We start from the raw sequence: 25,270 nt of genomic DNA, 5'->3' as shown, positions 1-25,270 counted from the left end.
GTGTTTATTCGCAACGATGATAAAATCACCACAACACAAACATCGATCTTTATTACGGATTCAGTGCTGGGGGCTGGTATTTTGACCTTGCCCCGAGGTGTGATCGAAGCTGCACAAACACCGGATGTCTGGCTTTCTGTGCTATTAGGCGGCATTATCGTCATTTTGGTAACGATGGTCATGGTGAAATTAAGTCAGCAATTTCCTAATAACACGGTATATCAATACTCTAAAAGAATTGTAGGCACTATACCTGGCGGAATCTTAGGTGTTTGCTTGATTTGCTATTACATTATTATTGCGGGTTTTGAGGTAAGGATATTTGCAGAGATAACCATGTATTACTTGCTGGAAGGAACTCCGATCTGGGCTATTGTCATTCCCTTTATTTGGGTGGGCACCTATATTTGCTTTGGAGGGATTAATTCCATTGCACGAGTTTTTCAAATTATTTTCCCAATCAGCATTCTAATACTGGTGCTTTCGTATTTCCTCAGTATTCGATTATTTGATATTGATAATTTACGTCCTGTTTTGAGCGAAGGAGTCCTCCCCGTATTCAAAGGGTTGAAATCAACTGTACTTATATTTACAGGATGCGAAGTAATCATGACTCTCGTCGCCCATATGCAGCATCCCGAGCGGGCAGTCAAAGCAACTGTTGCAGGAATAGGCGTTCCTTTTGTGCTATACCTTATGACTGTAGTTGTCGTTATAGGGGGAATGTCAATTGATTCGGTGCTGAATAGCACCTGGCCTACAATCGATCTTCTTCGCAGCTTTGAAATTACAGGATTAATTTTTGAACGTTTTGAGTTTCCGTTTCTAGTCATTTGGATGATGCAGTTATTTTGCAATTTCACCAGTTTTTACTTTAATGCTTCGTTAGGAATTTCACAGGTTTTTCATCTTAAAATTCACCCGGTGATATTTGGATTAATCCCCGTTATATTTATCACTACGATGCTTCCTGTGCGAATAAATGAAGTTTTTAAGCTAGGTGATACGATAGGCAAGATGGGGATCTTTTTGTTTTTTCTCGTGCCTGTCTTACTTACTGTCATATTGCTCTTTAGAAAGAAGGTTTTGAATCATCATGTATAGATTTAAAAACTTGTTTTCTTTACTTCTTTTATCGTCACTTGTTGTCACTCAAGGCTGCTGGAGCAGTAAAGAAATTGAGGATTTAAGTGTTTATGCAGGTCTGGCTCTGGATGTAGGGGAACGGCCTGAAGTTGAACGCAATCTGGAAAGACAAGGCGCCAATTATAAGAAAAAAAATCTGATTACAGCTACCATACAAATTGTTCCAATAAAATCGTTCGAACGGCAAGAAAAGTCAAAAGAGAAGCAGCTGTTGAAGTATTCAAATTTGCGCCTAACAGGGGATTCTGTCTTTGAAATTATGCGCCAATACTCAACAAGAAGGGAACGTCCAGTCATCGGGCACCATCTTAAAGTCATAGTAGTATCTACAAAAGTGGCACAACAGCATAAGATGGACCAACTAATGGACTTCGTGCTGCGTGATAATGATATACGTCCTAGCTGCCGGGTATTTTTTAGCAAGGGGAAGGCTTATGATACCTTTATTAGTAATCAACCGGAAGAAGTTCCCGCTTTTCGGATAAACTCGATGATCAATAATAGTTTCAGAACCAATAAGGTAATGAATGAGGTCAATCTGACTCGAATCGATGGATTGATTCATTCCAAGCAAAGCTTCTTGCTGCAAAATATTGTTAGTTCAAAGGGGGAAATAGAATTCTCAGGTGCCGGTATCATTAAGGGGGATTCGAGCAAATGGATTGGCGATTTGAATCAAGAAAATGTGGAAAGTCTATCCTGGATTCAAGGAACAGGTCAAGGAGGAGTAATCAAAAGTTATAATTGGAGAAATGAGAACATTACCTATGAGATTAAATCCATGAAAAGTAAAATGACTGCAAAACTGCAGGGTGATGAGATTTCCTTTCACGTTGCCATTGAATCAGACGGGAGATTGATTGAAAATTGGGATACGGAAGAAAATCCATCCAAGCTAACTTATTTAAAGGAAGCAGAGAAGGTTTTTGAAAAAAGATTAACGACGATGATTGATCATGTGATGGAGAAAATGCAGTCTAAATATAAGGTAGACGTAGCTGGATTCGGGAAATCTCTCGCTATTAAATATCCGCATAAATGGAAAAAGGTTAAGGACAACTGGGACGAAGTGTTCAGCCGGGTTCCCGTAACCTTTGAAATTAAATTGAAGATTACTGATTTTGGTTCTTCGACAAAATAAACTTATGCTCAGTTAGGGGGTGCATACAAACGATAAAAAGCGGTTCATTCATGGTGAATGAATGTCATGAAAAGGCCTCCCTCTAATGAAGAGGGAGGTAAGGATCGTCAGTAGAGGTGCAAAACTTGGATTCGTATATACGTTGGGTTTTGATTAATTATGGATAAGGTTATATTTTTTTGATGAGTATTTGTAATTCTTGTTTAATATTCTGTTCAGAAGCAGCAGAGAGATAAATTTGATGAAAGGTATCGATACATTTCCTTACTTCTTCTTCACCTCTTGCAGATAGACGTGTATAAACACCGCGGCGATCGCCCTCGCAAACATCTCGTTCAAGGCCCTTACAATTTTTTGCTTCTAGCCTGGTTACAAGCCTGGATACAGCACTTTGACTTAGCCCAACCAAGTCAGGCAGGTCTTGTAGTCTCAATTTTTTATCATCTGCTAGTAATAAATGATAGAGCACATAAAATTCTTTCAAGGTTATATTATGTTTATCTTGAAATGCAATTTCGAGTTTATTATTTATTTTCATTTGAATATGCGAAAGGGATAACCAATTATCTAAAAGTTCGTTATTCATAATAAGATTCTCCTATTCTATAAAATGAAGACCTATGATTATCGTATGGCACGGGGTTATACATAAATCCATTTAATCTATGATAACGTTTGTTTTGTTTCAAGTCCATTTTGTTTTACTTTGAAAAGGCAATAATAAGGAATAAGGGCTCAAGGAAACCTTGAAACCTGTAATAGGTAGTCTTTTAAAAGAATTACATGATATTGACATGTCATATTTTGCGTGCAATAATGTATGCGTGCGAATGCATTTATTTTTTGTCGTAGTGTCGAATCGTCAAGTGGATAGTAATGGAAATATAAATATACCCGTTTCTGTCTTGGATCTTGCCCGTAAGCCCACAGGGAAAAGGAGGAATGATTAATATGATTAAATTAGGTGTGCTTGACCAAGTACTTGTCCCTGAAGGCAAAACAGCCACAGAAGGACTGCAGCAATCGACTCGTCTCATACAAGCGGTGGAGGAACTAGGCTACTCCCGTTTTTGGGTGTCCGAGCATCATTCCATGCGTGCGCTTGCTTTCTCAAGTCCGGAGGTGCTAATCGCCCATTTGGCAGCTGCAACCTCCCGTATTCGTGTCGGTTCTGGCGGTATCATGCTTCCACATTACAGTGCCTACAAAGTTGCAGAGAATTTTCGGCTGCTGGAGGCGCTTCATCCAAACCGTATCGACTTAGGTTTGGGTCGGGCACCGGGCGGTATGCCGCTTGCGACCAGAGCGCTGCAACAGGATAAATACGTTGATGTGAATAAATACCCTCAGCAGGTGCAGGATATTATCGGCTATTTGCATGGTTCAATGCCTGCTGGGCATCCGTTTGAGAAGCTGCTCGCTGCACCTGCTATTTCGACGGCACCTGAAATATGGCTGCTTGGTTCCAGTGGTGAAAGTGCAAGAATAGCGGCAAGGCTGGGCACTTCTTATGCGTTCGCGGAGTTTTTCGGCACGCCTGGCGGAGAAGAGGCGATGCAGCATTATAACGAGCATTTTAAATCTAACAACGTATTACAAAATCATCCACGTTCTATAATTGCAACTATTGTGATTTGCGCTGAAACGGAAGAAGAAGCGAATCGATTGGCGATGAGCAGCGATTTGTTATTCCTCGGTATTCAAACAGGTCTGGAGGTGCCATTTCTGCCCTCTGTGCAGACTGCAGCCGATTATCCGTATACGGAGCAGGATCGGCATCATATTCTGCAAACTCGCCAGCGGCGGGTTATCGGTACGCCAGAACAGGTAAAGAAACAACTGCTTCTGATGAGCAAGGAATACAATGTTGGGGAGATTCTCATCAATAGCCCGATTTATGATGAGAAAGCGCGAATCCATTCCTACAGGCTGATTGCAGATGCATTTGGGATGAGCGTGTAGCAGCTTGAATTTCAAAAGCATATAAAAAAACAGGTTCGTGAATCGCTCTAAGAGCCATTTCACGAACCTGTTAGTTGAAGATTTAATGCGGTCGAGAGGACTCGAACCTCCACGGCTGTTACACCACTAGAACCTGAATCTAGCGCGTCTGCCAATTCCGCCACGACCGCACATGCAAAATTTACATTTTTAATTTAGCATGTTGTCATGGGGGAAGTCAAGTTGGCTTTAAGAAGTTGAAATTTTCAGTCTAATCGGTTGCGTCATATAATTTAGGAACTCCAGTAAACTGGCTATCTTGAATGGAGAACCAGATGCCATAGCCTGTTTCGCTGCTGATGGAGTAATTGATTCCGTTCAAATCAACGATGCTATCCATGTTGTAAAAATCTTGATAAGGAACATCCTCCCACAATAAATCAATAAGAATGTCTTCAACATTCATATTGATTTCAGACAGGGGATAAGTGGAGGCTACAGCAATGCTGACGGTATCCAAAAAGTTTTCTAATGTTTCAGGAGTCTCATCGTTGATTATGTAAATGGTCACTCCTCCTATACTCCCGTCTATTGGATTAATCATTCCGCCCAACGTATGGGTATCAGAAAAATCATAAGTGAAAAGTAAGTTCCCTCCAATGCCTTCTTTAACCGTCATTTCTCCCAACGTCATGGAAGGATGCATAATTAGTGCAGCTTCATTAAATTTTTCTTCAAATTCCTCCAAGTTATCCCATATTTTAAAAGGTGCGCTTTCCAATGGTGTCTCCGTTATCGGCTCCTCATCCAATACATACTCATCATCCAGTTCCTCTTCCATTGTAAAAGCAGGCTCTTCCTCCACAATCGTAGGAATTGCTTCCGTATTAGAGGTTAGCCCAACCGAAAAAGCCCGGCTTGGGTTGAGCGTCTTATTAATGAAATAGCCTAGCGTAATGGAGCCGATTAATAAAAGCAATACCGTCCAAATAATATAAAATGATTTATGCAAAAGATCACGCTGCCTTTATGTAGAATGAGGTGGAAACATGAAATAGAAAAAGCTTTATTTTTAGTTATAGAGGGCAAGCAGCTGTTTCCAAATATGAAATTTCTCGCCGCAGGCAGGGCAATTCGTGTGTCCAGCCAAATAGGGCAGCTGCACCTTAAGCTGCTCATCACCCAATCGCTCAGCTCGGCTGTGTACATAACGAAGGCTGGATTCCTCCGAGCTTGCAGGATCAGCAGGGGTAATATTCACAGGCGTATCCTTGTCGTTAAAAACGGGATCTGCCTTGTACGCGACAAGCTTCTCCCCGCTTTCATCCGGCCAAATGTACGTTTCATGCTCACAAGCAGGGCATGCAGCGACATATTCATCTCCCTCGCTGTGGGTTTGCAGCATATTGGCAACGGCTTGCTCCCCTTGAAAAGCAGCATCTGCGATTGCGATATAACGCTTCTCTGAGTCATCTTTATTAGGCCGCGCATAGTCGGCAATCTGCTCGGACATTTCACTAAACTTTTTAATGGCATCATAATAAGAAAGATAAATATCAGTCCGTACCTTTGCAGTAATATCAGGTACTAATTCCTCAAATTCAGCCGGCATTTCCGATGTTAAATGACAAGAATTGTTTGCTTCGAATAAGCCGCACGTGATGTAAATATCCAGCTTCACTTCCGGATCGTTCGAGAGCCGGGCGATTTCAGCCAAATAAGGGACCGCGGCGTAGGTGCACGGATAAATCGTATTTTGATGATAAAGATGTTCCCAGTAAAGCTCGTCTTTGACCTCTGAGTCATAGTTTTGCGCTAGCTGCTGCAGCATTTCCGGTACAGAATCGGCGAAGCCGTAAGGACCTTCCAGTTCCGACCAAATCGAGCTATTTAAAGCGAGCATAACGAATCGCCTCCTCATAAATAAATATCCAGCATCCTTCCTAGCTATTTTACTATGGAATTGGTGATTTTGGCGATATGTGACAAAGGAAGCAGAATAACGGCGAATTAATTTCCAGCATTCAGCATATTTTGGCGCAAGTTCACAAACAATGAAAGGGAATGAGTGATGACGCGTAGATAGCGAATGAGGAGTGTGGAAGTGTGAACGTGAAGAGAAGCTATTTATGGAAAAAGAAGGCGGTTAGGCTGCTTGGATTAACGATGCTGGTTTTGTCTATGAGCAATGGGACAGGAACCGCTTCCGTTTTTGCTGCCGAGCAGCATTCGCATGCATTCCAGCAACAACAGCAGATACAGCAGCAGCTAGTCTCGGAGACGCTGTCCGTTTCGCAAATACCATCGAATGAAGCGCAATCCCCTGCACAGGAGCGGCGCCACCTTGCCATCGTCATTGACGATTTCGGCAATGATATGGAGGGGACGGAGGAAATGCTGAAGCTGCCGATCAAGTTTACAGCGGCGGTGATGCCGTTTATGCCCTCTACGCAAAAAGATGCAGAGGAGGCGCATCGGCTGGGGCATGATGTCATCGTGCATATGCCAATGGAGCCAAATAAGGGCTTGAAAAAATGGCTCGGTCCCGGAGCCATTACGGCAGATCTAAGCGATGACGAAGTCCGCAAGCGTATCAATGCGGCCATTGACAATGTGCCGCATGCGATTGGCATGAATAATCATATGGGATCCAAGGTGACTGCGGATGAGCGGATTATGCGTATCGTGCTTGACGTTTGCAAGCAGCGCGGGTTGTTTTTCCTCGATAGCCGGACGACCTATAAGACCGTTGTACCGAAGGTATCCAAGGAGGTTGGCGTACCGCTGCTGTCCAACGATGTTTTTCTCGATGATGTGTATACGGTGCAGCATATTAGCAAGCAAATGAATGAAGTGCAAAAGCATCTCGCTACGCATGTTACCTGCGTCGTAATCGGTCATGTGGGGCCTCCAGGCAAAAAAACAGCGGCTGTTCTAAGACAGTCGATACCTGCCATGAACACCGCTGTTTCCATCGTCAAGCTATCGGATATGGTGCTGCAATCATTTGGTGATCAGCTTGTATTGCCGAATTCCGGAAGCGATCGCTGATGCGATGTGCAGCTGCTCGCGGGGGTCGGTGAGCATCGTTCGATCATCGCTATTGCTGACGAAGCCCATTTCTACAATAACGGCTGGCTGGTATACGCGTCTAAGTAAATAAAACGGCTTGCCTTCCCTTGGGAGAAAGCGTGTACGCTGCTGGCGATTAAGCGTGTCCTGAATACAGAAAGCAAGCAGGGCGCTTTCTCCGCTGCTCTGATGCAGCACCAGCGGCCCGCGTTCCGAGCGGTCGGGTGTCGAATTGACATGCAGGCTGACGAGCAGCTGCGTAGGAATTTCCTCAGTAAGCTGCCGCCGTTGCGACAAATCGCGCCGATGACGGGAGCCGCTAATATGCCAGCGATTATCGTCGCTAAGCGCATAATCGTCCGTGCGATTCAGCACGGCGGTAATGCCTTGGCTGTTTAGAAGCAAATAAAGCTTTTTGGCTACAGCAAGGTTAATGTCTTTTTCCACTACGCCTCCAGCTGTTGCACCGCCATCTATGCCGCCATGTCCTGCATCAATGAGTACGACGGAAGAAGGCATAGTCCAATGCCCAGCATGTGGGGCGGATTGTTGGGAGGGTGGAGCCGCATCGTCTTTTGAAGCGTTATGTTCTTCTGCTGCCATTGATGCGGAATGGGCAGGAAGGCAGAAGAGCAGTGTAATGATCAAACATCTAAAGCAAGCAAGCACATGCCATCCTCCTTTTGAAAGGCTTTTTTCTTAGCTATATCGTGGCTCAATGGAGGAAATCTCATGCATGTTTATGTTTGGAGATGACAGGGCAAACTGATATCATCAATGGTTGTGAGAAACAACTGTTCTAAGAAGCGACTGTCTTGATACTTAAGCAAAAAAGGAGAGCGACAGAAATGGCCAGCGGGGATGATTTAATTAAATATGTGACCGTTCAGGTTGTGGAATATATGGAAAAGCCAAAAGGGGAACGCAAGCAAATGAAAGCGTCAGCGAAGGCGATAAGGGAGCCATGGCTGACGCGCTGGTTCGGCTGGGGTCCTGTCAGTCTAATGATGTGGTGGCGGGGAAAAAGCGAGCGTCAGCGGTAAAAGTCGCCTAGCTCAAGAAGCAGCGAAAGCGGCACATAACGCTGGCTTTCGCCTAGCTCGTCTGTTTCAAGGGCAACGTAGACAGCGCCGTTATTCCAGCTGTGATAGCCCGTTGCCGACCACACATACAGCATGTCGCCATTAAACCTTGCCGCTGTATAGGTAAGGTGTTTCTTTTTGTCCAAAATGTGCAGCAGCTTTATTGAGCCTTTGGATTCAGCCTTGTCTACAGGAGCATCTGTCAGCCATTGCAGCTTCTCGTAAGGGCTGAATGAGGAATTGGATACCGCTTTGGCAATGCCCGCAGTGGCGGTCATAGGCGTTTGTACTTGAATAAGCTTGAGCTCCTGACTTGCCTCGGCGCTCCAGAGAGAATCATTCAGCGGCAGCGCTTCACCGCTCATGGCATCGGTAAATGCAGTGGACTTGCCGGAAATTTTCCACACGGACAGCAGGGGATGGACATATAGCGGCGTACTCGTAATGGCAGATGGAATGAGTTCAAGCCGCTGAAGCGATTGCTGCAGCGTCGTTAAATTATACAGATAGTCGCCAAGCCCATATTCACCTAAAACAAACCCGCCGCTCTCCGTTGCATGGACAACGAGGTAGCCGACGGTTTTTTTGTGCTGAATAACGCTGGCCATCCAGCTGTGTGTGCCAGGGCCAAGTGCGGATATGCTGAGCGTTGCGCCTTGCCAGCTTTTGAAAGCAGGCTGAGCTGCGAGCTGTTCGGTCCATGCCTTTGCATGGGCGAGGAGGGACGATTGGCCTGCTTGTTCCTGCTCCGGCATGGCGGCAGCTTGCAGGAGTTGGAGGCTGCTTGTCCATAATAAAGCGCTTAATAATAATGCGCCGATCATTAGCTTCCGAATTTGGCTCAGCAATAAATTCACCCTTTTCTTCATGAGGCAGATCGCTAAAGTGGCGAATGCTGCCTATTATTAACTCGCAGCTTCATTATAAAAGGCAGAGCGGGAGAAGGCTGTTGGAATGTGTCAGGCATGCAGCAGCCTGTCCCGTTCTTTTTTTGCCGCAATGGTGCGGATCGGGTCTGATCTTCGTCTATTCGATACCTTCCAGATGGAAAATACCGCAGTTAATGGCGGAAGCCGTCACGCGGGGCTCATATTGCCAGCGAATTTCCGATTGGCGCTGTTCGTACTGCTCGCGTACGTTTTGCTTCAGCTCATCGTCAGCCGCATGCTCAATTAACGGCTCATAATACAGCCGGATGCGTTCCAGCTCCTCTTCCAGCCGCTCGGTTGCGGCGCCTGCCCATTCATAATCGTAGCTTTTCAGCTTGCGTTCGAGCGCCTGCTCCATAATAGACAGCGCCTTGTTAAAGGAAAGGCCATTTTTCGCCAAATGAATGTTCGCGGGCAGGCGCGGCGTGAGCCTGAGGCGCTGAAGCCGATCATGGAACTGCTCGGTGCAATGCCCCGTTGCCAGCGAAATGCCGTAGCTGTGTATTTCCTCGCGCTTGCGGTCGCAGGCGAACTCTACGCGCATATTGATGCCGAGCCAGGCGGTGTAAGGGGTAGAGCTGTAGGGAGAGGCGGCACCGCGTTCCGGTTCTTGAAAAAGAAAGACGTAGCTGCCCTTCGATTTTGCCGCACCAAACAGCTGATCCAGCTTGCGCGAGCCGAAATACATTTCCTCGCGCGGAATGCGCAGCCCCGTCTGATTGATATTGCCGTGCACGAAGCCGAGCGAGCGGCCAAGCGCTGCATCAGCTGCTGCCGCTTGGCCCGTGTCGGCTGCCGCTGTGCTGGCACTGCTATCGGCACTTTCGGCAGGGCCGGCTGCAGGACCAGAACTCGCTGGCGCCGTCGAGGTTGATGCTAAACCTGCCGTATCACCGTGGACGGTTGGACTTGCAATTGTATTTGCGGGGCCTATGCCCGCATCAGGCCTCACGCTGCTTGCTGCACCGGGAAACGCTGCTGCACCTGCGTTTCCTGCAGCGCCAGCTACTATGTCCGCCGTCCCAACGGCACCGCCCGGCAAGCGCTGCTGCGCGGGCAGTGTCCCGGCTTGAGCGGCGTCATATTTTTCGCGGTCGGTTACGAGCAGGTAGGTCATCGTCTCGGGAGCGGCATTCGTACGGTCAACGAAGCTCCAGTAGTACGGGCGGTTCGTCAGCTCCCGATCCGCATCAGGAGACAGTTTTACGGTGAAATGGCAGGGCGATTTCTCCAAAACCTGGCACTGCGTCGCCTCCAAATATCGCTGTACAAACTTGTGTACCTGCTTCTCATTCATGTCTAATCTCCACCGTCTGCCCGAGGGCTGTCATTTGTGACACTATTTGCGCGCTTGCCTGCAGCTCAGGGCCTTGCTGCACTTCATCGCGAATTTGCGTAATCGAGGAGGCGAGATCGCTAATTTTCTCGCGCAGCTCCGTTTCGCTGCCGCCTGATTCGAGCAGCATGCGGGCAAGCTGCTGCTCCAGCGAGCCATCCTTTTTCTCAAAACGCTCCAAAATATGATCCAGCTCGCCAATCACAAGCTCAAACATATTAATTTTTTCATGCAGCAAATGCACAATATGCTCTTCTATCGTCCCGAGGGTGCATAGGTTGTAAATCTTGACATCCTCGGTTTGTCCGAGCCGGTGGACGCGGCCAATCCGCTGCTCTACGCGCATCGGGTTCCACGGCAGATCGAAGTTGATCATATGGTGGCAAAACTGCAAATTGATGCCTTCGCCGCCCGCCTCTGTTGCAATCAATACTTGGGCCCGGCCGCGGAACAGGTCCATCATCCAATCCTTTTTGCCGCGGTTCATCCCGCCCCTGTAAGGGACGGCAATCATGTCGTGAGAACGGAAATATTGCAGCAAATACTCCTGCGTAGCCCGATACTCGGTGAAAATAATAACTTTATCGTTCATTTCCTTAACGAGCTCAAGCGCCTTCTCCGCCTTCGTATTGGCTTCAATTTTTTTGATAAACTCGACGAGCTCCCATATTTTTGCGCGGACGGGTGAATCCTCAGCCGTCTTTTTGAACATATTGACGAGAGTCAGGAAGACAGCATCACGGCTGCTGCAAACTTCGCGCTGGAGCGTGACCAAGGACAGCATGCTGCTCAGGTCGGGGCCGCTCTCATCGTAACGTTCATGCACGAAGGCGGTCACGGCGTCGTAAAGCGCCTGCTCGTCAGCTGACAGCTGCAGCGGAATATTTTTCACAAAACGCTTCGTAAAAGAAATGCCGCCGTCGCCGCGGCGATTGCGGATCATAATGCTGGACAGCGCCGTTTGCAGCTGCTCCTCGTTTTTCGGAAGACGCTTGTCAACGACAAAGTTGGCGGCGAACTCGCTTTGGCGGCCGAGCTGGCCAGGCTTGAGCAGAGTGATCAAATTGTACAGCTCATCCAAATTGTTTTGCACCGGCGTTGCGGTGAGCAGCAGACAATATTTTTTGCGCAGCTCGGTGACGAACTGGTAGTTGGTCGTTTTTTTGTTTTTGAGCTTATGCGCCTCGTCGATGATGACCATATCGTAGTCGGTACCGAGAATGACGTCGCGATGCGGATCGCGTTTAGCCGTATCCATCGAAGCGACGACGACGTCATAATGCCATGTGTGGGCTTTTTTCTGAGCGACGGCGGAAATGCCGAATTTCTGATTCAGCTCGCGCACCCATTGCAGCACAAGCGAGGCTGGCACAAGAATGAGCGTACGGCGTACGAGTCCGCGAACGATGTATTCCTTCAGCACAAGCCCCGCTTCAATCGTTTTGCCAAGGCCAACCTCATCAGCGAGAATGGCGCGTCCGCCCATTTCATGCAGCACCTTGCGCGCGGTCGAGATTTGATGAGGCATCGGTTCAAGCATTGGCAGACTGCGCAAGCATTGCAGCTGCTCGAAGCTTTCAATTCTTTTTGCTTGCTCCGCCTCCATCGATAGTTGATATAACGTCCAGTCGTCCCATGGCCCGTTTTTGGCGATACGGTTTTGCAGCTCGTCAAAGGTGGAACGGTCATATTGCAAATCTACGAGCGGATGAAGCTTGCGGGTGACGAGAGCAGCATCTGGAGCGGCGGAAGATCCGTGTAGCGGTTGTTTATTATCTAAAGACAAGGGAGCAGCTCCTTTCATCGTTAAAGCCAATCATTCATCGTCCAATCGAACAAAATGAGTAGGTTGCAATCTTTGTTTCTAGTATGGCCCTTTCATCGCCTATTCATAAGAAAGGGCCAAAAAAAGCGTGAGGACAAGCAAAGGAAAGCGCAGGCTTTGGCCAACGAGAAAATTGGGCGTTTTTGGCTGGAAATGAAGGAGAAACACAATATGTAGTATGTTATAATGATATTTAGACACAATATATCGGATTTGTGGGACACCGTGTTAGCGGGCAAATAGGTGGGTTTTTGCAAATGTGAGGAGAGGCGGCGTTACTTATGGAGAAGAAACAAACCTTAAATGAAAATAGAAGAGGCAGCGGCAGGCTGGAGGGGCTCAGCGAGAAAATTTTTCTCGATCGTTATGCCTGGAAAAATGCTGATTCCAACAGCGCAAAGCCCGGAGACATCGTGCTGGTGCTGACAAAAGATGATCCGAAGTTTCCGACGAAGGAAGTCGGAGAGATCGTTGCCCGTGAGGGGGACCAGGTGGAGGTGCAGCTCCGAAACGGTGAGCGTATAACGGCTGCAGTTGAGAAGCTGACGCTGACCATTGAGCAGGCGCCGGAGGAAATGTGGGATCGTCTGGCGAAGGCGGTGGCCGGAGTCGAGGGCAGCGAGGAGAAGCGGGCGGAATGGACGGAACGTTTTCGCTATATTTTGGACGACTGGAAGCTCGTGCCGGGTGGCAGAATTGCAGCGGGGGCAGGTGCCAGCGAGGAATTAACGCTGTTTAACTGTTATGTGCTGCCTTCTCCGGCAGACAGCCGTGGCGGCATTATGAAGACGTTGACGGAAATGACGGAAATTATGGCGCGCGGGGGCGGCGTTGGCATTAATCTATCGTCGCTTCGCCCGCGCCGCGCCATTGTCGCAGGGGTAAATGGCGCATCAAGCGGGGCGGTATCATGGGGAGGGCTGTTCAGCTATACGACGGGGTTGATTGAGCAGGGCGGCAGCCGCCGCGGCGCCTTAATGCTGATGATCAACGACTGGCATCCCGATGTGCTGGATTTTATTACAGTCAAGCAGACGATGGGCCAGGTGACGAACGCGAATTTATCAGTATGCGTCAGCAACGCTTTTATGAAAGCCGTAAAGGAAGATTTAGAGTGGGAGCTTGTATTCCCCGATACGAAGGATGCACAGTACAACGAGCTTTGGACAGGGGATTTGGATGCTTGGCGGGCACTTGGCAAAAAGGTGATTTTGTACAAAACGGTCCGCGCCCGTGATATCTGGCACATGATAATTGAATCAGCGTGGAAGTCGGCAGAGCCCGGCGTGGTTTTTATGGAGTATTATAATCAGATGTCGAATAGCTGGTATTTCAATCGGATTACTAGTACTAATCCATGTGGTGAACAGGGCCTGCCGGGCTGGGGTGTCTGCAATCTTTCAGCGGTCAATCTGTCGCGTTTCTATAATGAGCAGCAGCATGATGTCGACTGGGAGGAGCTGGCGAAGGTGACGCGTTGGTCGGTGCGTTTTCTCGATAACGTCATTGACACCACACCGTATCATTTTCCTGAAAATGAAGCGAACCAGAAGCGCGAGCGCCGCGTCGGGCTCGGCACGATGGGGCTTGCGGAGCTACTGATTAAGCTGCAAATCCGTTATGGCAGCGCAGAGTCTCTCGATTTTCTCGATAAGCTATATGGGTTTATGGCCCGCGAGGCGTATCTCGCTTCGACGGAAATTGCGGCGGAGAAAGGCGCTTTTGCTGCCTTTGAGGCAGATAAATTTTTGCAAAGCGGCTTTATGCGAAGCTTGACGTCGCACTATCCTGAGGTTGGAGCTGCTGTAGAGCAGCATGGCATTCGGAATGTAACGGTGCTGACGCAGGCGCCAACGGGCAGCACGGGAACGATGGTCGGCACCTCGACGGGCATTGAGCCGTATTTTGCCTTTGAATATTTTCGCCAAAGCAGGCTTGGCTATGACAAGCAGCTCGTTCCGATTGCCCAGCAGTGGAAGGATTCGCATCCTGGCGAGGAGCTGCCGGATTATTTTGTAGCGGCGATGGACTTGTCTGCGAAGGATCATATTCGGGTACAGGCGGCAATTCAGCGCTGGGTGGACAGCTCGATTTCGAAGACGGCGAACTGCCCGAATGACTTTACAGTGGAAGAGACGAAGGAGCTTTATGAGCTGGCGTTCGATCTTGGCTGCAAGGGCGTGACCATTTATCGCGACGGCAGCAGGGATGTGCAGGTGCTGTCGACTACGGATGAGAAGGAGAAAAAACAAGAGAAGGAAGTGGAGCCTCAGCCGTTATCAGGAGCGGGTAGCGAGGATAAAGCTGCTCGATTGAATGTTCATGGTGCCAATGCTATTATTGAGGGAATGGCTTCTCAAGATGCTCCAAGAGCTGAGAGTGTACAGGATGCAGCAGGCTCAACAACGACTACAGCTACAACCGCTGTTAGTCCGAAAACGCTGGACAAAGCATACAAAAATCGCCCGCAGGTACTGCGCGGTGCCACCTACAAAGTAAATACGCCGTTCGGCATGGCGTACATTACGATCAATGATCTCTCCGGCTTGCCGGGCGAAATTTTTCTGAATGTCGGCAAAGCTGGCTCCGACGTGTTCGCCATGGCGGAAGCGCTGGGCCGCGTCTGCTCGCTTTTCCTTCGTTATGGCGATCATGGTCATAAGGTGGAGCTGTTAATCAAGCACTTGAAGGGGATCGGCGGCACAGGTGCGATTGGGTTTGGCGCAAACCGCGTGGAATCGATTGCTGATGCTGTGGCGAAGGCGTTGGAGCAGCATATAGCGGCTACTGACCTGCAGCAGTTGGATGTGGAACGGTCAGAGGAAAGCCGTGAAGCAGCTCAAGGAACTGAAGCCAGTAAGGGCTTAAAAGTAGTTTCATCCGCAACAGCTGCATCAATAGCGGCTGCTAACGTCATTCCAGACTCAGCAAAAAGACGCAGCAGCGCAAGCTCGCTCGATCTTTGCCCTTCTTGTGGGTCAGCGTCGTTGATTAATATAGAAGGCTGCAAGCAGTGCAGCAATTGCGGGTACAGCCGATGTAATTAAAGCTTTCTTATAGATAAAGTCTTGTTTTATTGTGATTTTGCATAAAAGGTGAGAAATATTCGTCATATATATTGAGATAAGCTAATGCATACACAATGCTATATATTTATGCGTCGATAGATGTGAGTGCATAAACATTCAAAGTGAAAACCAGACTGTAGCGGCAGCACTTAAGCAGCTTCAGGCTGGTTTCATAATCAGGATTAATGGGGTTAGGTTTGCCGATTGGTAGTTAAGGCAGAGGCTTAATTCAAGGTTACAGCATATATTTTTAATAGATAATCTCACATCAACGACACAAGTAGATGAATCGCCTCCGCTCGAACAGGGAGTAATTAATCCATGTACTAATAAGGAGAAAGCACCAATCAGTTTCACTCCCAACTGACTAGTGCTCTCTTTTGTTTCTAAGACAGCAGGTCCATGATTACTGAAGGTATTTCAATAAATCACGCCTTCCTAATTCATCATGTACCAGATCGTTCGTTGATTGGTACTTATTAATCACGTCTTGGAGTACCTGCTTCATTAATACATCTATACCTGTTTTCATTATCTCATTATGTCTTTCAATTTCTGATCGATTCTTTGAGAACACAAAGAACAATTCTTGACTTGATAAGATATCTAAATTCATTTTCTTCACCACCTCTCTTAGTATAAGTATTATAAACATACACATCATCGGTAAAAATTACAGTGGATAAAGTGTTTGACCTTGTCTTATCACTTGATGCTCTCTATTTCTAGATGGCAATTCGATCTTGCCTGGCATAATAGTCGTAGGCTCACAAGTGAAATACACATCAATATTTCGTTGTGGTGAATTATTTTTTATACATATAGTAGTACAATTATTTCGAAGGAAGACATTTTTTATTACGTCTATGGAATTTTGCATTCGATTGAATATTATGTACAATTTATCGGTAAGAGATTAACGAGTAGTATCTCCGGTTGCGTTTCAATTTTTTTAAGTCATTGAAGAAATTCATCAACAAAATATTTTAAATCGTTTTGACTCGGTAATCGGGCTCACGTTGCTGGATATGCTTCACTCCACCCAAATCGGTTGTGAGGTTGGGATATGAAATTAAGGGTCTGCGTACTGCGGGCTCTTTTTTCATGGGCAAAAACACGAAAAAGCATCCAAAGACAGCGACCTCAACTAATGACAATGCCCTGCAATTACAGCAGAAATGGCACATAACTGGCCAATTAGATCAAGTAGGGACTATCGACGGCAATTACGGTTGCCCCGTATGATGAGGCTGCAGATTCAATTACATATGCAAAGAAAGGAAGGCAGCAGCATGTTAAAAAGAAATACAGAGTCAGTGCGAGTCCCTGCGCTGAGGACATCCATGTCGTCTACATTGGTCGGCAGACTTATGCGGAATCGGTGGCTCTATATGATGGTTTTCCCCGGATTATTGTACTTTCTTATATTTAAGTACTGGCCGATGTACGGAATCTTCATCGCCTTTCAAGATTTTCAGCCTTTTCTCGGTTTTTGGAACAGTCCATTTGTAGGGTTGAAGCATTTCGAGCGTTTGTTCAGCGATTCCAGCTTTATGATTCTGTTTCGGAATACGCTCATTCTTGCGACTTACAACATTGTTTTTTTCTTTCCGCTGCCGATTATTATTGCGCTTATGCTCAACGAGCTGAGATTGGAATTTACAAAGCGTATCGTGCAGACGCTCATTTACATTCCGCATTTTATGTCTTGGGTTGTTGTCGTAGGTATCTCCTACATGTTCCTGACGACGGAAGGCGGCATTATGAACGAGCTGCTAGTCCGCTTTGGAGGCGAAAAGATTAATTTTCTCGTTAGCAATGAATGGTTCCGGACGATTATTACGGCTGAGGTCATGTGGAAGGAAACAGGCTGGGGCACGATCATTTTCCTTGCGGCATTGTCCGGCGTGGATCCTCAGCTCTACGAAGCGGCCCGGATGGACGGAGCGAACAGGCTTCGCCAGCTTTGGCATATTACGCTGCCGGCCATTCGCAGCACCATCATTATTTTGCTCATCTTGCGTCTCGGCCACTTTCTCGACACGGGCTTTGAGCAGATTTTCCTTATGCTTAACGCCATGAACCGTGAGGTTGGAGAGGTGTTCGATACGTACGTATACTCCGTCGGAATCAGCCAAGGACAATACAGCTTCAGCACGGCGGTAGGCGTATTTAAGTCGATTGTTGGTCTGATCCTTGTCGTTGTGGCCAACCGACTAGCCAAAAAATTCGGAGAAGAAGGCATCTATTAGAGAGAGGAGCGTGAAACCACCATGCGAATTAAACAAAGCTGGGGGAGCCGGATTTTCGATAGCGTGAACGTTGTACTACTGCTTGTGTTCGCTTTAATGACTGTCATTCCGTTCATTTATGTCATTGCAGGCTCATTTGCTACCCAGAAGGAATTGTTAATGCGAGGCTTTATTTTATTTCCGACTGAATTTTCTTTGGATGCATACAAGTACATTTTTTCTACTCAAACACTTGTCAGAAGCCTGCTGGTAACGGTTTATATTACGGTTGTAGGCACGCTGATTAACCTTTTTTTCACATGCTTGATGGCTTATCCTTTAGCGCGCAAGGATATGGATTTTCAAAAGCCGATCTTGATGTTGGTTGTTTTCACCATGCTGTTCAGCGGCGGCATGATTCCGACGTTCCTCGTGGTGAAGGAGCTCGGCATGATCGATTCCTATTGGGCCTTGCTTATTCCCGGAGCGATCAGCGCCTTTAACTTGATTATTATCCGCAATTTTTTTCAACAGCTGCCGGATGGGCTGGAGGAATCGGCTAAAATAGACGGCTGCAACGATCTTGGCATTTTTCTTAAAATCGTGCTGCCGCTATCCATGCCCGCTATCGCGACTTTTTCGTTATTTTATGCGGTTGGCCATTGGAATACGTTCTTTAACGCGGTTCTCTACATTAATGACCATACCAAGTGGCCGATCCAGGTGCTCTTGCGGCAAATCGTCATCCTGGCCTCGGGCGGTATTGGGGACTCCAGTACAATGGAAACGGACTATGTCGCTCCACCGGATCAAGCTGTGAAGATGGCGGTAATCGTGGTCTCAACTCTTCCGATTCTGCTTGTATACCCGTTCTTGCAAAAGCATTTTGCAAAAGGGGTATTGCTAGGCTCGGTTAAGGGATGAAGATATAATAGTATTTAGATAAAGGGAGGATGCAAGTATGAACAGAAAATATCAAAAAAGAAGATTAGCGAAAGCAGGGGCATTGCTGGTCGCAATCGCGCTGACCGTTGCGGCCTGCGGAGGAAACAATGATGGAAATCCGCAAAGCGGCGGCAATTCAGGAGATGCACAAGGACCGCTTCAGCTGACAATGATGCTCCCAACCTACAGTGCGGAGCAAATGCCGGCCAATAGTTCTGTTCTGAAAATGCTGGAGGAGCAAACAGGCGCGAAGCTAAGCGTCTCCTGGGTTCCATCCGCCTCTTATACGGATAAGCTCAGCGCTACTATCGCATCCGGCGAATTGCCAAAAACGTTCGTGGCATTGGAGCCGAAAGCCTCCTACATCGTTAACGCCGCCCGTTCTGGCATGTTCTGGGAAGTCGATCCGTACCTGAAGAATTATACAAACCTAAGCAAAATGTCGGAGCTCGTCTTAAGCAACGTTTCGATTGACGGGAAAGTGTACGGCTTGTATCGCGAACGTGATCTCGCTCGCTTCGGGCTGATGATCCGCCAAGATTGGCTTAGCAATCTGGGGATTGAAGCGCCTACAAACGTCGATGAGCTTTACAATGTTCTGAAAGCCTTTACAACCGGAGATCCAGACAAAAATGCCAAGCAGGATACGATTGGACTCGCTGTTGGCATGCAAGGAAACAACATCGCAGGGTTCAAAGACATTCTCGTTTATATGGGCGGACCTAACGAGTGGGAGCTTCAGGATGGCAAGCTCGTTCCAGCTCATATGACGCAAGCCTATTTGGATACAATGAAGTTTTACAAAAAGCTGTACGACGAAAAAATCATTAATCAGGACTTCGCAACCGTTCAGGACGGCCGTTCGGTCATGTATAAAGGCCATGCAGGGCTATGGATCGATAATATGCTAGACGGTAAAAACATTGAGGACAACATCAAGAAGGTCGTTCCCAATGCCAAAATCAACTTGCTTAACCGTATCGAAGGATCGTTGGGTGATCGTACGCGCGCTGGTTCTGGTTATCTCGGCATGTATATGATTCCGAAAACAAGCGTCAAAACGGAAGCAGAACTAGAGCAAATATTGGCATACTTTGATAAAGTGTCTGAGAAGGAAAATCAGAACCTGATGAAATACGGTATTGATGGCCAGCAATATACGCTAGAGAATGGCGTGTATACTCCGAGTTCAGATGCGAAGCTCAGAGCAGATATTACCGACGGCGGTCAATTTATGATTCTACAGGATGAGGTTGTCAATTACGGGACAGAGCTGGAACTGCTTAGTTCGAAATTGTTTCAGGACAATGCGACGTTCGCCGTGCCAAACCCTGCTGCGCCGTTTATTTCAAACACGGATATTGAGAAAGGCAAGGAGTTGTCCAAAATCATTGCTGATGCAACCGTGAAATTCATTATGGGCGCGATCAACGAGGACGATTGGAACGGTGCGGTCAAGCAATGGCTTCAAAGCGGCGGCAGCAAAGTGATTGAAGAAATGAACGCCGAATACGCCAAGCAGGCTGGGAAATGACTTAAGAGCAAAGCTCAGAGCCGAATGCAATGAAGCATTAATTAGATCAAGAACAATCAAAACGGAGACTGACTTGCTAGTCGTTTTGCATGAATAATGGATGCGGAAGGTTACAGGAACGTATGGGAAGTCAGGAGCTGCATGATGGCTAAATAAGGAGTTTTCTTGTACACTTTAAGGAATATCAGGAAACGACCAATTGGAGGCATTATGAGATTCCGGTCCCCGTCTTATTTATTGAAGCTGATGCTGTTGTCTATATTAATCGGTACGCTTCCAGTTATTACGCTAGGTACGTTCGCTTATTTTAACGCCTCCAGAACGGTGCAGGAAAAAGTGGACGAGAGCAACAAGCTGCTGTTAAAACAAATGCAGGTGCGTACGGAGCAAACACTCAGGACGATCGATAATTCTGCAACACAGCTGCTCCAGTCGCAAAATGTTACAAGCGCTTTCAATCGAAGTTTATCCAATCATGATTTCCAATTGGTGCAAGAGCTATATAAAGGCATCTCGCAGATTCAAACGTATGAGCTAGGCATCAAGGAAGTGTTTCTATTTAGCCTGAACAACGATTGGATCGTTTCGAGCAGCGGCGTAAACGAGTACAGTTTTCCTGAATTTAGGCCAGTACTAGAATCGTTTTCACGGAACGCGAAGGGCTCGTTCTGGAGCAGCGGATCAGTAGAATTCCCTGATTCGTTCCAGTCCGTTTATTTTGTGAAAAAGTATCCGTTCAACTCTCCCAACCCGACAGGTATTATTTGTGTGGTATTGTCCTCCGATGTGATGAAAAATATGGACGAGTTTTTGAACAGTAAGTTCGGCAGCGCATTTATCGTGGATCAGAATGCCACGATTATTGTTCACCGTGACCACGACAAACTGGGAAGCCGAATCGTGGATGAACCCTATCTGAAATCATTTATCGATACGAATGAAACTATCGGTCAATACGCGACTAATCGGTACGGAGAGGCAGTTACGGTCACTTTTCGTAAATCCCCCTATAACGGATGGAGCTATGTATCCGTCATTTCCAATGAGCAGGTAAACGAGCAAAATAAAATAATCGGCTGGATTACCATGCTCGTATGCTTGATTATTCTGCTCGTAACGCTCATCGTTGCTTGGTTTGGCTCCAAAAAAATGTACAGTCCGATTCAATCCCTATATTCTTCTTTAACAGTTGTTCCTGCAATGAATGAAAAGGTGAAGTCGAGCGGTGAGCTTCAGGTAATCGGCGAACGCGTTGACTATTTGATTCGTAATCAGTCTCTTATTATGAATGAGTTGAAGGGGCAGCAAACGCAGCTTAAAGAATTTTTTATGCAAAAGTTATTTGGCGGCACGATTCAGCCTAATGATTTTTTAGAGAAGCTGAGCTTGTATGGTTTGGAGCAGCCGTGGCCATCTATGTGCGTCGTTGCGATTCAAATCGATACGCTTAAGGATACGAGATACGCGGAAGGAAATCGGGACTTGCTGATGTTTGCTATTAACAACATCGTTGGCGAATTGATTCTTTCCGAGCAAAGGCTGGAGCCGATTGTCAAATCGGACTACCAAGTGACGCTGATCGGTTCCTTGCAGACGGGAGAGCGCTTTAAAGAGCAGATTTTCAACTTGTTAGACGAAATTCAGAAGGCCATATACCAGTACTTGGAGATTAAAATCAGTATCGGTATTAGCCGTCCGTTCGTGTCGTTTGCAGAGACGCAGCAAGCCCTTCACGAGGCAACGACCGCCCTTAAGGCCAGAGTAGGATTAGGGCAGGAATCGATCCTGTTTATTGAAGATGTGCAGCCGCAGAAGAGTCATTTGAACAGATATCCGATTGTGGGTGAGCAAGCCTTGTTAGATGCAATCCGGGTTGGAAATGAGGAGCAGGCAGAAGCCGCTTTGAAGCAATTAATTGGCGAGTTGTTTTGGCCTCAAGAGCAGCATCGTGATTATCAATTGTCATTGCTGCGGCTTCTGATTGCCCTTCTCAAGTTTGGACAGGAGTTATCTATTCCAATGGAGCGGATTCCGGAGGATGAAGCGGCGTTAATTCAGTCGCTGTTCAAGCTTCGAAACGTACAGGAGATGGAGCACTGGTTCTGGTCCATATTCGTGCTGCCATATATCCAGGAGTTAGGCACTCGCCGGGACTCTCAATTCAAGCATATTTCCGATGCAATAATTGATATTATAGTAAGAGAATTTGATTCGGCGCTTACGCTAGAGGAATGCGCTTCGCGCATCAACTATCACCCGCATTATGTGAGCCGTGTGTTCCGTCAGGAGACGGGCATTAATTTCGGGGAATATCTATCACAGCATCGGATTGCTATAGCGAAGAAATGGCTGAAGGAGTCCGACCTGAAGATTGTAGAAATCGCCGAACGGCTGCAGTATAATAATTCTGCCAATTTTATACGTTCCTTTCGCAAGCTTGTGGGCAAGACACCGGGGCAGTACAGAGAGGAAGGTTAAAATCGGTTATCAAATGAAGTAATGACTTCGTTTTTTCGCGTAAAGGTGAGGACTGTAATTAAACCAGTCCTCACCTTTTTTGTATCAGAAAGCATCCCCTTTAGCATCCAAAATAAAAAGAACGCTTGTTAACACATCAACAGTTGATGTGTAAACGGTTGATGTATAAACAATATAAAGATTAACGCTTTTAAGTTTTTCAGGCAAATAAAAAAAGCATGTATGGAGGATGGTTCTGTATGAATACCGAAGAAAAAAAACAAGAAATTTTAAAGGCTTATGAATTTAGATTTGCATGTAAAAACTTTGATACAGCCAAACAGATCCCCGATAATGATTTTATATTCATTTTGGAAACGGGCAGATTATCACCAAGTTCATTTGGTCTTGAACCATGGAAGTTTGTCGTAGTTCAAGATTCTGCGCTTCGTGAAAAATTAAGACCGGTTTCTAGCGGCGCTCAGGGACAGCTTTCGACTGCTAGCCATTTACTGTTTGTTTTGGCTAGAAAACAAAGCGGGCTTAGATTCGATTCTCCTTACGTAAACAAAATGATGCAGGATATTCAACATATGCCGGAAGACATTGCCCGATTTGTTTCCAGCATTTATAAAACGTTTACTGAAACAGAACTTCAAGATGATGACCAGCTCATTTTTGAATGGGCATGTAAACAAAGTTATATTGCTATCGGTAATATGATGACAGCTGCGGCTCAAATCGGGATTGACTCATGCCCAATTGAAGGCATCGACCGAGAGAAGGTGGCTGCTATTTTTGAAGAAGAGGGAATTATTCATAATAACGAATTTGGGGTAGCTTGCCTAGTTGCTTTCGGATATCGGCTAGAGGAGCCTAAACGTCCAAAAACAAGGCAAATCCTGAGTGACATCGTTGAGTGGAGATAAACAAACAAAGTATAATTTAATTAGACGAAGTAAAAGAAGCTGCTATTAGAGCGGCTTTTTTTTATGGAACAGGCATAAGCTATACATGTTTTTGTGGAGCATAGGCGAGCTGCCTAGCTGCTTGTAAAAAAAGAAATTAAGCGGTATAGTGTCTAATACATTGTCAAAAAAATTTGCCAAATATCTATTTAATGAAAGATGGGATGTTTCTTGAAAACAGATTGGGCTCAGGAAGCCGCAATTTTATTCCAAATGTATGGTGTAAACAAAACGATTAATACCTCATTTGATGCCTGCATTAGTATCAGTCAATCTCGTTTTGAAATACTCTCATTAATTTACCAAGAGTTCGAAATCAGTCAAGGTGATTTGCAAAGAAAAGTGACCATTGATAAGTCAGCCGTTACTAGACATATTAAACAGCTTGAAGAAAACGAGATTATATTAAGAAGAAGAAAAGAGGATGATAACCGTATAATTCTAGTCCGACTAACAGAACAGGGGCGACACTTAATTGAAAATGCACAAAGAGAGAAAGAGAGTTTTGCAAGGGCATTGCTCGCTGATATTGGTGAAGAAGAACTTGTTGCTTTTAGGGCAGTATTATCAAAATTAAATAAGAATGTCAAAGAGATTAAGGCGAGCGAATGCCGTCAATAGGTAAATCCAGCCGTTGTGCAGCTTATTTTTCCTATTTCAAGAAACCTGTATACTGTTCAGGCTTGCAAGATCTATATTCGAAGGGGTGCACCCAAATTGCGGTTCTACGCACTTTATTGAATTAGGTCTTTTTTTGCTGCAAATTTCATCAATGCAATTTCTGAACGATTTATTAAAGGCGTATTTGCTTCGTAGCATCGACGGCAACAAATTCTATTTAATGGCTACTGATCTTAGTATCTATCATCGCGGCGGTTGGCAAGGGTCTCAAGCAACGGTCACTGGAAGCCGCTCCCTCATGATTTGGGAGTCGTCCGATCTGGTAAATTGGTCTGAGCCTCGAATGGTTAAGGTCGCTCCAAAGGAAGCGGGCTGTGCCTGGGCGCCGGAAGCGATCTATGATGAAGAGGAAGATGATTACCTGGTTTTCTGGGCTTCCAGCATGGTGTCCAGTAACGGCAAGGAAAAAGGATTGCACATCTACGCCAGCAAAACACGGGATTTTCGAACCTTTACACCTTCTGAACTGTACATCACTCGAGGTGAAGAGCGTACGATTATCGACACCACTATTATTAAAGCAGGCGGTATGTATTATCGAGCTTCGGGCGATGGGCAAATCACGATCGAATCCAGCGAGCGACTTATGGGGGAATGGAAAGTTATTTCTACACTTGAGTCATTAGGTCTGGGACTAACTGGAAAGGATGTAGAGGGTCCAGAGTTTTTCAAGTTTAACGGCGAAGAGAAGTGGGGGCTTCTTGTTGATCAGTATGGAACGAATCGTGGCTACTTGCCACTCGTTACAACGAATATCGGCGATACAACCGGGAAGTGCTGGCGGAAGCCGGCGGCAGAAGAATATTCTTTTGGTCGTTTAAAGAAACGCCATGGAACGGTGATGCCGGTCACTCAGAGTGAGTACGATGCTATCCTGGCTAAGTGGGGATGACTAAGCATAAATTTCTTTCTTT

The 25,270-nt window shown here is 46.4% G+C and carries 21 protein-coding genes and 1 tRNA gene; 14 read left to right on the top strand and 8 right to left on the bottom strand.

Annotated features, from left to right (window positions below; genetic code table 11):
* Both ASF12_RS28205 and ASF12_RS28200 read left to right on the top strand, forming a co-directional pair.
* Positions 1 to 1,104, top strand: coding sequence for a GerAB/ArcD/ProY family transporter (locus ASF12_RS28205; protein WP_056041810.1), 1,104 nt, complete (start codon positions 1 to 3; stop codon positions 1,102 to 1,104).
* Positions 1,097 to 2,287 (top strand): Ger(x)C family spore germination protein, encoded by a 1,191-nt coding sequence (locus tag ASF12_RS28200; RefSeq protein WP_056041808.1) that lies wholly within the window; start codon positions 1,097 to 1,099, stop codon positions 2,285 to 2,287. Before ASF12_RS28205 ends, ASF12_RS28200 begins: the two co-directional genes overlap by 8 nt.
* A gap of 169 nt (positions 2,288 to 2,456) precedes the next feature.
* Here the strand turns inward: ASF12_RS28200 and ASF12_RS28195 are convergent, their stop codons facing one another.
* On the bottom strand, positions 2,457 to 2,873 hold the full coding sequence (locus ASF12_RS28195) for a MarR family winged helix-turn-helix transcriptional regulator (RefSeq protein WP_155973513.1): 417 nt from the start codon (positions 2,871 to 2,873) through the stop codon (positions 2,457 to 2,459).
* Positions 2,874 to 3,238: 365 nt separating this feature from the next.
* Here ASF12_RS28195 and ASF12_RS28190 point away from each other — a divergent pair, with 365 nt between their 5' ends.
* The gene (locus tag ASF12_RS28190) at positions 3,239 to 4,249 is read left to right on the top strand and encodes an LLM class flavin-dependent oxidoreductase (protein WP_056041805.1); all 1,011 of its coding nucleotides are present in this window, start codon (positions 3,239 to 3,241) and stop codon (positions 4,247 to 4,249) included.
* 86 nt (positions 4,250 to 4,335) lie between these two features.
* Here the strand turns inward: ASF12_RS28190 and ASF12_RS28185 are convergent.
* The 3 genes from ASF12_RS28185 to ASF12_RS28175 form a co-directional block, all read right to left on the bottom strand.
* Positions 4,336 to 4,419: transfer RNA gene (locus ASF12_RS28185), tRNA-Leu, on the bottom strand.
* 80 nt (positions 4,420 to 4,499) lie between these two features.
* Entirely contained in the window at positions 4,500 to 5,069 is a 570-nt protein-coding gene (locus ASF12_RS28180; protein WP_155973511.1) for a hypothetical protein, read from the bottom strand.
* Between the two features lie 231 nt (positions 5,070 to 5,300).
* Complete coding sequence (locus ASF12_RS28175; RefSeq protein ID WP_056041802.1) at positions 5,301 to 6,131, bottom strand: hypothetical protein; 831 nt, start codon at positions 6,129 to 6,131, stop codon at positions 5,301 to 5,303.
* Positions 6,132 to 6,334: 203 nt separating this feature from the next.
* Between ASF12_RS28175 and ASF12_RS28170 the strand changes: the two genes are divergently transcribed.
* Positions 6,335 to 7,279 carry a divergent polysaccharide deacetylase family protein gene (locus ASF12_RS28170; protein WP_235533309.1) on the top strand — a complete coding sequence of 315 codons (945 nt, stop codon included), beginning with the start codon at positions 6,335 to 6,337 and terminating at the stop codon, positions 7,277 to 7,279.
* On the opposite strand, the gene ASF12_RS28165 is transcribed toward ASF12_RS28170, so the two are convergent.
* Positions 7,232 to 7,969, bottom strand: coding sequence for an N-acetylmuramoyl-L-alanine amidase family protein (locus tag ASF12_RS28165; protein ID WP_235533308.1), 738 nt, complete (start codon positions 7,967 to 7,969; stop codon positions 7,232 to 7,234). The genes ASF12_RS28170 and ASF12_RS28165 overlap by 48 nt on opposite strands.
* Positions 7,970 to 8,148: 179 nt before the next feature.
* Here ASF12_RS28165 and ASF12_RS28160 point away from each other — a divergent pair, with 179 nt between their 5' ends.
* Entirely contained in the window at positions 8,149 to 8,343 is a 195-nt protein-coding gene (locus ASF12_RS28160; protein WP_056041798.1) for a YqzE family protein, read from the top strand.
* Here ASF12_RS28160 and ASF12_RS28155 read toward each other — a convergent pair.
* From ASF12_RS28155 to ASF12_RS28145, 3 genes are all read right to left on the bottom strand, one after another.
* The gene (locus ASF12_RS28155) at positions 8,334 to 9,230 is read right to left on the bottom strand and encodes a hypothetical protein (RefSeq protein WP_056041796.1); all 897 of its coding nucleotides are present in this window, start codon (positions 9,228 to 9,230) and stop codon (positions 8,334 to 8,336) included. The two genes, ASF12_RS28160 and ASF12_RS28155, sit on opposite strands and share 10 nt — an antisense overlap.
* A gap of 178 nt (positions 9,231 to 9,408) precedes the next feature.
* Positions 9,409 to 10,608 (bottom strand): YqhG family protein, encoded by a 1,200-nt coding sequence (locus tag ASF12_RS28150; RefSeq protein WP_056041794.1) that lies wholly within the window; start codon positions 10,606 to 10,608, stop codon positions 9,409 to 9,411.
* Positions 10,601 to 12,451 carry an SNF2-related protein gene (locus ASF12_RS28145; protein ID WP_081419099.1) on the bottom strand — a complete coding sequence of 617 codons (1,851 nt, stop codon included), beginning with the start codon at positions 12,449 to 12,451 and terminating at the stop codon, positions 10,601 to 10,603. The genes ASF12_RS28150 and ASF12_RS28145 overlap by 8 nt, the downstream gene beginning before the upstream one ends.
* Positions 12,452 to 12,753: 302 nt before the next feature.
* Between ASF12_RS28145 and ASF12_RS28140 the strand changes: the two genes are divergently transcribed.
* The 9 genes from ASF12_RS28140 to ASF12_RS28100 all read left to right on the top strand — a co-directional run bounded on the left by ASF12_RS28140 (position 12,754) and on the right by ASF12_RS28100 (position 25,248).
* Positions 12,754 to 15,519 (top strand): adenosylcobalamin-dependent ribonucleoside-diphosphate reductase, encoded by a 2,766-nt coding sequence (locus ASF12_RS28140; protein ID WP_056041792.1) that lies wholly within the window; start codon positions 12,754 to 12,756, stop codon positions 15,517 to 15,519.
* Between the two features lie 826 nt (positions 15,520 to 16,345).
* A complete protein-coding gene (locus ASF12_RS36700; RefSeq protein ID WP_162241946.1) occupies positions 16,346 to 16,504 on the top strand; it encodes a type ISP restriction/modification enzyme in 159 nt (52 codons plus the stop codon).
* Between the two features lie 379 nt (positions 16,505 to 16,883).
* A complete protein-coding gene (locus ASF12_RS28130; protein ID WP_056042076.1) occupies positions 16,884 to 17,792 on the top strand; it encodes an ABC transporter permease in 909 nt (302 codons plus the stop codon).
* A 21-nt stretch (positions 17,793 to 17,813) separates the two neighbouring features.
* The gene (locus ASF12_RS28125) at positions 17,814 to 18,695 is read left to right on the top strand and encodes a carbohydrate ABC transporter permease (RefSeq protein WP_056041787.1); all 882 of its coding nucleotides are present in this window, start codon (positions 17,814 to 17,816) and stop codon (positions 18,693 to 18,695) included.
* Between the two features lie 37 nt (positions 18,696 to 18,732).
* Positions 18,733 to 20,250: an extracellular solute-binding protein gene (locus ASF12_RS28120; protein ID WP_056041785.1), complete on the top strand. Its 1,518-nt coding sequence runs from the start codon at positions 18,733 to 18,735 to the stop codon at positions 20,248 to 20,250.
* A gap of 210 nt (positions 20,251 to 20,460) precedes the next feature.
* Complete coding sequence (locus ASF12_RS28115; protein ID WP_056041783.1) at positions 20,461 to 22,728, top strand: helix-turn-helix domain-containing protein; 2,268 nt, start codon at positions 20,461 to 20,463, stop codon at positions 22,726 to 22,728.
* Positions 22,729 to 22,967: 239 nt separating this feature from the next.
* Positions 22,968 to 23,636 carry an NAD(P)H-dependent oxidoreductase gene (locus tag ASF12_RS28110; RefSeq protein WP_056041782.1) on the top strand — a complete coding sequence of 223 codons (669 nt, stop codon included), beginning with the start codon at positions 22,968 to 22,970 and terminating at the stop codon, positions 23,634 to 23,636.
* Positions 23,637 to 23,846: 210 nt separating this feature from the next.
* Positions 23,847 to 24,296: a MarR family winged helix-turn-helix transcriptional regulator gene (locus ASF12_RS28105; protein ID WP_056041780.1), complete on the top strand. Its 450-nt coding sequence runs from the start codon at positions 23,847 to 23,849 to the stop codon at positions 24,294 to 24,296.
* A gap of 13 nt (positions 24,297 to 24,309) precedes the next feature.
* Positions 24,310 to 25,248 carry a glycoside hydrolase family 43 protein gene (locus ASF12_RS28100; RefSeq protein ID WP_162241943.1) on the top strand — a complete coding sequence of 313 codons (939 nt, stop codon included), beginning with the start codon at positions 24,310 to 24,312 and terminating at the stop codon, positions 25,246 to 25,248.
* Positions 25,249 to 25,270: the final 22 nt, after the last annotated feature.

Source organism: Paenibacillus sp. Leaf72 (assembly GCF_001422685.1).
Taxonomy (GTDB): domain Bacteria; phylum Bacillota; class Bacilli; order Paenibacillales; family Paenibacillaceae; genus Pristimantibacillus.
The sequence above is the reverse complement of the archived record's forward strand: the minus strand, read 5'-3'. Positions and strand labels throughout refer to the sequence as shown.

Excerpts from the sequence above, each read along its gene's own strand:
- ASF12_RS28200 (WP_056041808.1), top strand. The coding sequence starts at position 1,097 with ATGTATAGATTTAAAAACTTGTTTTCTTTACTTCTTTTATCGTCACTT.
- ASF12_RS28195 (WP_155973513.1), bottom strand. The coding sequence starts at position 2,873 with ATGAATAACGAACTTTTAGATAATTGGTTATCCCTTTCGCATATTCAA.
- ASF12_RS28190 (WP_056041805.1), top strand. The coding sequence starts at position 3,239 with ATGATTAAATTAGGTGTGCTTGACCAAGTACTTGTCCCTGAAGGCAAA.
- ASF12_RS28180 (WP_155973511.1), bottom strand. The coding sequence starts at position 5,069 with ATGGAAGAGGAACTGGATGATGAGTATGTATTGGATGAGGAGCCGATA.
- ASF12_RS28175 (WP_056041802.1), bottom strand. The coding sequence starts at position 6,131 with ATGCTCGCTTTAAATAGCTCGATTTGGTCGGAACTGGAAGGTCCTTAC.
- ASF12_RS28160 (WP_056041798.1), top strand. The coding sequence starts at position 8,149 with ATGGCCAGCGGGGATGATTTAATTAAATATGTGACCGTTCAGGTTGTG.
- ASF12_RS28150 (WP_056041794.1), bottom strand. The coding sequence starts at position 10,608 with ATGAATGAGAAGCAGGTACACAAGTTTGTACAGCGATATTTGGAGGCG.
- ASF12_RS28145 (WP_081419099.1), bottom strand. The coding sequence starts at position 12,451 with ATGAAAGGAGCTGCTCCCTTGTCTTTAGATAATAAACAACCGCTACAC.
- ASF12_RS28140 (WP_056041792.1), top strand. The coding sequence starts at position 12,754 with ATGGAGAAGAAACAAACCTTAAATGAAAATAGAAGAGGCAGCGGCAGG.
- ASF12_RS28130 (WP_056042076.1), top strand. The coding sequence starts at position 16,884 with ATGTCGTCTACATTGGTCGGCAGACTTATGCGGAATCGGTGGCTCTAT.
- ASF12_RS28125 (WP_056041787.1), top strand. The coding sequence starts at position 17,814 with ATGCGAATTAAACAAAGCTGGGGGAGCCGGATTTTCGATAGCGTGAAC.
- ASF12_RS28120 (WP_056041785.1), top strand. The coding sequence starts at position 18,733 with ATGAACAGAAAATATCAAAAAAGAAGATTAGCGAAAGCAGGGGCATTG.
- ASF12_RS28115 (WP_056041783.1), top strand. The coding sequence starts at position 20,461 with ATGAGATTCCGGTCCCCGTCTTATTTATTGAAGCTGATGCTGTTGTCT.
- ASF12_RS28110 (WP_056041782.1), top strand. The coding sequence starts at position 22,968 with ATGAATACCGAAGAAAAAAAACAAGAAATTTTAAAGGCTTATGAATTT.